Genomic DNA, 8269 nt, shown 5'->3' on the forward strand with positions numbered 1-8269 from the left:
AACATTTGGGGTTCAGTTCACATTCGCTGGGCCCTTTGTGTTTATGTTCTCGGTAACACGAGCGAAACGTTTCGATGACGATCACACTTCTGCACTGTCCCAGTTGCCTTCTGTTGACGTTTTTTTAAACTCCAGACACAAGCGAAACGTTTCGCTGGTGGAGTGAGAAGAAGAAGATGAAAAAAGGCGTGCTGCTGAATGCTGATGTTTCTGCCGTGGTTTCCCGTCTCGGCCATACCGACCAGATCGCCATCTGTGATGCGGGGCTGCCCATTCCGGCGGCAACGCAGCGTATCGATCTGGCGCTGACCCAGGGTGTACCGACATTTTTGCAGGTGGTCGGGGTAGTGACACAGGAAATGCAGGTAGAAAGCGCCATTCTGGCGGAAGAGATAGTTAAACATAATCCGCAGCTTCACCACGCGTTGTTGGCTCAACTGACTGAACTTGGCCAACACCAGGGAAATACCATCAGCGTGAGTTATATCAGCCACAGTGCGTTTAAAGCGCAAACTGAACACAGCCGGGCGGTGATCCGCAGTGGGGAATGCTCGCCTTACGCGAACGTGATCCTCTGCGCCGGCGTAACTTTCTGAGGCATTTATGCAACCTTTACTGCAACTGAAAGGGATCGATAAAGCCTTTCCCGGCGTGAAGGCGCTTTCAGGCGCCGCACTCAGCGTTTATCCCGGCAAGGTGATGGCGCTGGTGGGGGAAAACGGCGCCGGGAAATCCACCATGATGAAAGTGCTGACCGGCATTTATAACAAGGACGCCGGCAGTCAGTATTTTCTCGGTAAAGAGGTGGCATTCAACGGGCCAAAGGATTCGCAGGAAGCGGGCATCGGGATTATCCATCAGGAACTGAACCTGATCCCGCAGTTGACGATCGCGGAAAACATCTTCCTCGGGCGTGAGTTTGTTAACCGCATCGGCCGCATCGACTGGAAGCGCATGTATGCCGAAGCCGACAAACTGTTGGCGCGGTTGAACCTGAGTTACAGCAGTCACCGGCTGGTGGGCGAGTTGTCGATTGGCGATCAGCAAATGGTGGAAATCGCCAAGGTGCTGAGCTTCGAATCCAAAGTCATCATTATGGATGAACCGACGGATGCGCTGACCGACACGGAAACCGCTTCTTTATTTAAAGTGATCAACGAACTCAAAGGCGAAGGGCGCGGCATTGTTTATATTTCGCACCGGCTGAAAGAGATATTTGAAATTTGCGATGACGTCACGGTGTTTCGTGACGGGCAGTTTATCGCCGAGCGACCGGTCAGTGAGCTGCAGGAAGATTCGCTGATAGAAATGATGGTCGGCCGCAAGCTGGAAGAACAGTACCCGCGTCTGAATCAGCCACGGGGTGAAAAACGGCTGGAAGTCAGCCAGGTTTCTGGCCCGGGTGTGGATGACGTCAGCTTTACCCTGTACCGGGGCGAAATTCTTGGCGTGGCCGGTCTGATGGGCGCCGGGCGTACCGAACTGATGAAAATTCTCTACGGTGCCGCGCCGCGCAAAGCCGGTACCGTCAGCCTCGACGGCCGCCCGGTGGTTACCCATTCGCCGCAGGACGGTCTGGCGAACGGCATCGTGTATATCTCCGAAGACCGCAAGCGCGATGGCCTGGTGCTGGGGATGTCGGTAAAGGAAAACATGTCGCTGACGGCACTGCGTTATTTCAGCCGGGCCGGTGGCGGCCTGAAACAGGCAGAAGAACAGCAGGCCGTGGGCGATTTCATCCGCCTGTTCAATATCAAGACGCCGTCAATGGAGCAGCCGATTGGTCTGCTCTCCGGCGGTAACCAGCAGAAAGTGGCGATCGCCCGTGGCCTGATGACGCGGCCAAAGGTGTTGATCCTCGATGAACCGACGCGTGGCGTCGATGTGGGCGCTAAAAAAGAAATCTACCAGTTAATCAACCAGTTCAAGCAGGAAGGGCTGAGCATCATTCTGGTGTCTTCGGAAATGCCGGAGGTGCTGGGCATGAGCGACCGCATCTTGGTGATGCACGAAGGACACCTCAGCGGTGAATTCCCGATTGAACAGGCCACCCAGGAAGCGTTGATGGCTGCGGCCGTTGGCAAGCAATACGGCGTAAAGCAGGAGTAATCAGATATGAGTTCCCAGAGTGTGGCAAAGCGCTGGTTCAGTAAAGAGTGGCTGTTAGAGCAAAAATCACTGATTGCTCTGCTGGTGCTGATCGCCGTGGTCTCTTCCATGAGCCCGAATTTCTTCACCGTAAACAACCTGTTCAATATTCTGCAGCAAACCTCAGTGAACGCCATTATGGCGGTGGGGATGACGCTGGTGATCCTGACCTCCGGCATCGATTTGTCGGTGGGGTCGCTGTTGGCGCTGACTGGCGCGGTGGCGGCGTCGATCGTCGGTTTCGAAATTAACGCGGTGGTGGCGGTGGCGGCGGCTCTGGCATTGGGGGCAGCCGTTGGCGCCTGTACCGGGGTGATCGTGGCCAAAGGCAAGGTGCAGGCGTTTATCGCTACTTTGGTGATGATGCTGCTGTTGCGCGGTGTCACCATGGTGTACACCAACGGCAGTCCGGTGAATACCGGCTTTACCGACGTGGCCGATACCTTCGGCTGGTTCGGCATTGGCCGCCCGCTGGGAGTGCCTACCCCGATCTGGATCATGGCGATCGTGTTTATCGCCGCCTGGTACATGCTGCACCATACCCGTCTGGGCCGCTATATTTATGCCCTGGGCGGTAACGAAGCGGCGACCCGCCTGTCCGGCATCAGCGTCGACAAAGTGAAGATTATCGTTTATTCGCTCTGTGGACTGCTGGCGGCGCTGGCGGGGGTGATCGAAGTGGCGCGTCTGTCTTCCGCGCAACCGACCGCCGGGACCGGCTATGAGTTGGATGCCATTGCTGCGGTAGTGCTGGGTGGTACCAGCCTGGCCGGTGGCAAAGGCCGCATTGTCGGTACGTTGATCGGGGCGCTGATCCTTGGCTTCCTGAACAACGGCCTGAATTTACTGGGCGTTTCTTCCTACTACCAAATGATCGTGAAGGCAGTGGTGATACTGCTGGCGGTTCTGGTAGAGAACAAAAGCAACAAATAACCTCCCCCTACAGGAATCACGATGATGAAAATGAAAAAACTGGCAATTCTGGCTTCAGCCTTCGCGCTGAGCGCCACCCTGAGTGCTAACGCGCTGGCTAAAGACACCATCGCGCTGGTGGTTTCTACCCTGAACAACCCGTTCTTTGTCTCAATGAAAGAGGGCGCACAGCAGGAAGCCAATAAGCTGGGTTACAACCTGGTGGTGCTGGACTCGCAAAACAACCCGGCGAAAGAGCTGGCGAACGTGCAGGATCTGATGGTGCAGGCACCTAAGTTACTGCTGATTAACCCAACCGACTCCGATGCGGTTGGCAACGCCATCAAGATGGCCAACCAGGCCAAGATCCCGGTTATCACCCTGGACCGTGTGGCAAGCAAAGGTGAAGTGGTCAGCCATATCGCTTCGGATAACCGCGTCGGCGGTAAAATGGCCGGTGACTTTATTGCCAAGAAAGTGGGCGCAGACGCTAAAGTGATCCAACTGGAAGGGATCGCCGGTACCTCCGCCGCCCGTGAACGTGGCGAAGGCTTTAAACAGTCGCTGGATCAGAACAAATTCAAACTGCTGGCCAGCCAGCCGGCAGACTTCGACCGTACCAAAGGCCTGAACGTGATGCAGAACCTGCTGACCGCTCATCCGGACGTGCAGGCGGTGTTTGCCCAGAACGATGAAATGGCACTGGGTGCACTGCGTGCGCTGCAAACCGCCGGTAAAACCGACGTGGTCGTGGTAGGCTTCGACGGCACCGCTGACGGCGTGAAGGCGGTTGAAGGCGGCAAACTGGCAGCGACCGTGGCGCAGCGTCCGGATCAGATCGGCGTGATTGGTGTGGAAACGGCGGATAAAGTGTTGAAAGGCGAAAAAGTGCCGGCCACTATCCCGGTTGATCTGAAGTTGGTCACTAAATAACACTCTGTAGCACCAGCGCCATCAAAACGGGGCGTTTATGATGGCGCGCAATTCAGGAATCAATGCGATGGCAACAGGTAAGCTGGTGGTTCTGGGCAGTATCAATGCCGACCATATCCTTAATATTGAGCAGTTTCCCCAACCGGGTGAAACGGTGATCGGGAAGCAGTATAAAGTGGCGTTTGGCGGTAAAGGCGCCAACCAGGCGGTGGCGGCAGGGCGCAGCGGCGCGGATATCGCTTTTATCGCCTGCGTGGGGGCTGATGACATCGGAGAACGTGTCCGTCAGCAACTGGCGACCGATCGCATTGATACCCAACCGATTGAGGCGATAGCCGACAGTACCACCGGCGTCGCGCTGATTTTTGTTAATGCGGAAGGCGAGAATGTGATCGGCATTGATGCCGGTGCCAATGCTGCAGTGACTCCCGACTATCTGGCTCGTTATCAGCAAAAGGTGATCGACGCCGACGCGCTGCTGATGCAGCTCGAGTCACCGCTGGAGACGGTTATCGCTGCCGCCGGCCTGGCGAAACAGCATCAAACTCAGGTGATCCTCAATCCTGCGCCGGCACGTGAACTGCCGGACGAATTATTGGCCATGATCGATATGATTACGCCAAACGAAACCGAAGCCCAGCGCCTGACCGGTATTGCGGTCAATAATGATGATGATGCCGCGCGTGCCGCACAGGCTTTGCATGATAAAGGCATTGCCACGGTGATCATCACCCTCGGCAGCCGTGGCGTTTGGCTGAGTGAGAACAACAAAGGTAAGCTGGTGCCTGGCTTCAAGGTTAAAGCGGTAGATACCATTGCTGCCGGCGATACCTTCAACGGGGCGCTGGTCACGGCACTGCTGGAAGGTAAGGTGATGGCAGATGCCGTGCGCTTTGCCCATGCGGCGGCGGCCATAGCGGTGACTCGTCCCGGAGCCCAGCCTTCTGTGCCCTGGCGCGAAGAGATCGACACCTTCTTGCAGCAGCAGGAGTAATCCCTTTGGCCACCATGAAAGACGTCGCCCGTCTGGCGGGCGTTTCAACTTCGACAGTATCGCACGTCATTAATGACAATCGCTTTGTCAGCGACAGCGTGCGAGCCAAAGTCATGGCGGCCGTTGAACAACTGAACTATGCACCTTCTGCCCTGGCGCGCAGCCTCAAATTGAACCAGACGCGCACCATCGGCATGCTGGTGACCTCCAGTAATAACCCGTTTTATGCCGAAGTCGTGCGTGGCGTTGAGCGCAGTTGCTATGAGCGGGGTTACAGCCTGATCCTGTGCAATACCGAAGAAGATGCCGCGCGCATGAATCGCAACATGGAGACGCTGCTGCAAAAGCGCGTCGATGGTTTGCTGTTGATGTGTACCGAAAATCATCGGCCATCGCAGGACGCGCTGAGCCGCTATCCTTCGTTACCGATAGTCATGATGGATTGGGCACCGTTCGAAGGGGCCAACGATATCATCCAGGATAACTCGCTGCTGGGCGGTGAGATGGCGACCGATCACCTGATCGCCCGTGGGTATCGCAAGATTGCCTGCATCGCCGGTCCACAGGATAAAACTACCGCACGCCATCGGCTGGAAGGCTACCGTCGCGCCATGCAACGCGCCGGGTTGACCATCTTGCCGGGATACGAAGTGCACTGCGATTTTGAATTTGAAGGCGGTGTGGATGCCATGAAGCAACTGCTGGCGCTGGCCGAGCCGCCACACGCCGTGTTTGCCGGCAACGATGCGGTTGCCGTTGGCGCCTATCAGGCGCTGTATCAGGCTGGGTTATCGGTGCCGCAGGACATGGCAGTGATGGGCTACGATGATATCGAACTGGCCAAATACCTGGCGCCACCCTTAAGCACCATTCACCAACCGAAAGATTCACTGGGGGAACTGGCGATCGATACGCTGATTCATCGTCTGCAGAACCCGGAACGCGAAGCCCAGATCCTGGTGTTGACCCCTGAGCTGGTGGAACGCGCCTCGGTCGGTCATCGTTAGCCTGCGATTTTAGCCGGCTTCTTCGGTTCCCGACCGCTGATCAGGTTACGCCCGTCCTTTCTTTTCAGCAGCATAAACACAAACGCCGACGCCACGGTGACAATTCCCATAGTGATAAAGGTGTAGTGGAAGTGATCAACCATGGTGCCAAATGACATTGTTTGGTAGAAACGCAGCACTGCTGCGCTGATCGCTACCCCGAAGCTAATGGAAAGCTGTTGAGTCACGGCCAGCACGCTATTGCCGGAGCTGGCATTGGCGTCGTTCAAATCTGCCAGGCTGATGGTATTCATGGCGGTGAATTGCGTAGACATCGCCATCCCCAGCACGAACAACGGCAGGATCATCAACCACAGCGGCATTCCCGGGCTTTGCAGTGCGAACTGGGCAATCAGCACGCCAATAATGACGGTGATACCCACCAGAGTCTTACGATAGCCGAACCAACGCAGCACCTGAGTGACGGTGGATTTCGCCATTAGTGAACCGACGGCGGTCGGCGCCATCATGCAGCCGGCAATAATTGCCGAGTAACCGAACCCCACCTGCAGCATCAGTGGCATCAGGAACGGCACGCAGCCGGTGCCCAGCCGTGAAGCGACGTTACCGGCAATGCCCACCGAGAAGGTTCGGGTCTGGAACAGATCCAGACCAATCAGGGGTTGAGGGTGCCTGCGGGCATGGACGATATAGCCAAACAGCATCACCACGCCGCTGAGCAGAATGCCCAGTGAGATATAGCTGGCCAGCACCTGCTCACCAAACAGCTCAAGCCCGGTGGAAACCAACACCAGACTCAGGCCAAACAGCATAAAGCCAATAAAGTCGAAGCGGCGCTTGGGCGTGGTGAAGTCCGGCATATATTTACGGGCGTAGAAGATGCCGAGCAGGCCAATCGGGATATTGATAAGGAAAATCCAGTGCCAGGTGGCGTAAGTCACCAGCCAACCGCCCAGCATCGGCCCCATGATCGGCCCAACCAACCCCGGCATGGTCACGAAATTCAATACCGGCAACAGTTCGCTGCGCGGATAAGCACGTAGCAGCGCCAATCGCGCCACTGGCATCATCATCGCACCGCCGACTCCCTGAATAACGCGTGAAGTTACCAGCAGGCTTAACGTTGGGGAAAGCGCACACAGCAGCGAACCGAGAGTAAACAGTGAAACCGCGACGATAAACACCCGGCGGGTACCGAAGCGATCTGCCAGCCAACCGCTGACCGGGATCAGCATGGCTACCGTCAAGGTATAGCTGATAACCGCTGACTGCATCGCCAACGGTGAGCGCTCAAGACTTTGGGCTATCGCCGGCAAAGCCGTATTGAGGATGGTGGCGTCCAGTGCCTGCATAAAGAACGCCATGGCGGCGATCCAGGGTAGCCCTGCCATACTGCGCGCGGATTTAGTCATTGTGAGTCCCGGTTAACTGTCGTCTTCGTCCCTTTCGTCTTTCTTCTATATATAAGCAGGGATGCGTTAGTCTTTCTCTCTAAGCAAAACCTGGCAGGCGGCTAATGCCTCTGCGCTATCGCCGGCAAGTATCGCATCGACGATGGCCTGATGGTGCTGGAGCTTAATCACCTCGTTACCGGTGATGGCGCGGAAGTAACTTTGATACACCGAACTGAACAGATTGGCGAATGAGGTCAGAAAGGGATTGCCGCTGGCTTCATAGATGAGCTGGTGGAACTGGGTATCCACCTGGATCCAGTGTTCCCGGTCAAACTGGATATGCAGGGCGCGCATTTCCGCCATCAGTTCAGCCAGCCGTGCAGTTTGCTGTGTGTTGGCGTTGGCCGCGGCCAGTGAGCAGGCTTGGGGTTCCAGTGAGGTGCGTAAGATAAGGAAGTGTTGCATGACCTGATCGAAGTTTTCTTTGGTCATCCACCAGGTCAGTAAATCCTGATCGAGAAAGTTCCACTGGCTTTGCGGCATGACCCGGGTCCCGATGCGTGGCCGGGGCAATAACATGCCTTTGGCCGCCAGCATCTTCACCGCTTCGCGTACTGCCGTGCGGCTAACGCCGAATTGTTCACCCAGTTCCATCTCTCCGGGCAGGATGCTGCCGGCCTGATAATCGCCTGCCAGAATTTGTTGGCCGAGTTTTTCTGCAAGTAGATAAGAAAGATTGCGTTGGGCGGCCTGTTGTTGAGCATTAAATTGCATGGCTGCGAGTCCTTACTGACATTGTTACTCTTATTTTACGCTACGGAACGCCAGTTTTTGTGGCTGTTTACCGGAAAAAGTGACGAAAACGCTGACTTGTGCAGCGC

8 protein-coding genes are annotated in these 8269 nt (G+C 56.1%); 6 read left to right on the plus strand and 2 right to left on the minus strand.

Annotated features, from left to right (window positions below):
* The first annotated feature begins 176 nt into the window (after window positions 1-176).
* The 6 genes from rbsD (at window position 177) to rbsR (ending at window position 5994) form a co-directional block, all read left to right on the plus strand.
* A complete protein-coding gene (gene rbsD, locus BEI65_RS26220) occupies window positions 177-596 on the plus strand; it encodes a D-ribose pyranase (RefSeq protein WP_099065709.1) in 420 nt (139 codons plus the stop codon).
* A gap of 7 nt (window positions 597-603) precedes the next feature.
* On the plus strand, window positions 604-2109 hold the full coding sequence (rbsA, locus tag BEI65_RS26225; RefSeq protein WP_099065710.1) for a ribose ABC transporter ATP-binding protein RbsA: 1506 nt from the start codon (window positions 604-606) through the stop codon (window positions 2107-2109).
* A 6-nt stretch (window positions 2110-2115) separates the two neighbouring features.
* Window positions 2116-3081, plus strand: a complete 966-nt coding sequence (gene rbsC, locus BEI65_RS26230; RefSeq protein WP_037421280.1) for a ribose ABC transporter permease — start codon at window positions 2116-2118, stop codon at window positions 3079-3081.
* Window positions 3082-3105: 24 nt separating this feature from the next.
* Window positions 3106-3993: a ribose ABC transporter substrate-binding protein RbsB gene (gene rbsB / locus BEI65_RS26235; protein ID WP_085120130.1), complete on the plus strand. Its 888-nt coding sequence runs from the start codon at window positions 3106-3108 to the stop codon at window positions 3991-3993.
* A 67-nt stretch (window positions 3994-4060) separates the two neighbouring features.
* A complete protein-coding gene (rbsK, locus tag BEI65_RS26240) occupies window positions 4061-4987 on the plus strand; it encodes a ribokinase (RefSeq protein ID WP_099065711.1) in 927 nt (308 codons plus the stop codon).
* Between the two features lie 5 nt (window positions 4988-4992).
* Window positions 4993-5994: a ribose operon transcriptional repressor RbsR gene (gene rbsR / locus BEI65_RS26245; RefSeq protein ID WP_085120102.1), complete on the plus strand. Its 1002-nt coding sequence runs from the start codon at window positions 4993-4995 to the stop codon at window positions 5992-5994.
* On the opposite strand, the gene mdtD is transcribed toward rbsR, so the two are convergent.
* Both mdtD and BEI65_RS26255 read right to left on the minus strand, forming a co-directional pair.
* A complete protein-coding gene (mdtD, locus tag BEI65_RS26250; RefSeq protein ID WP_099065712.1) occupies window positions 5991-7406 on the minus strand; it encodes a multidrug transporter subunit MdtD in 1416 nt (471 codons plus the stop codon). The genes rbsR and mdtD overlap by 4 nt on opposite strands.
* A 66-nt stretch (window positions 7407-7472) precedes the next feature.
* Window positions 7473-8162, minus strand: coding sequence for a FadR/GntR family transcriptional regulator (locus BEI65_RS26255; RefSeq protein WP_099065713.1), 690 nt, complete (start codon window positions 8160-8162; stop codon window positions 7473-7475).
* Between the last annotated feature and the right edge of the window lie 107 nt (window positions 8163-8269).

It is taken from the genome of Serratia sp. BW106, assembly GCF_002607755.1.
In the GTDB taxonomy this organism is placed as follows: Bacteria; Pseudomonadota; Gammaproteobacteria; order Enterobacterales; family Enterobacteriaceae; genus Serratia; species Serratia proteamaculans.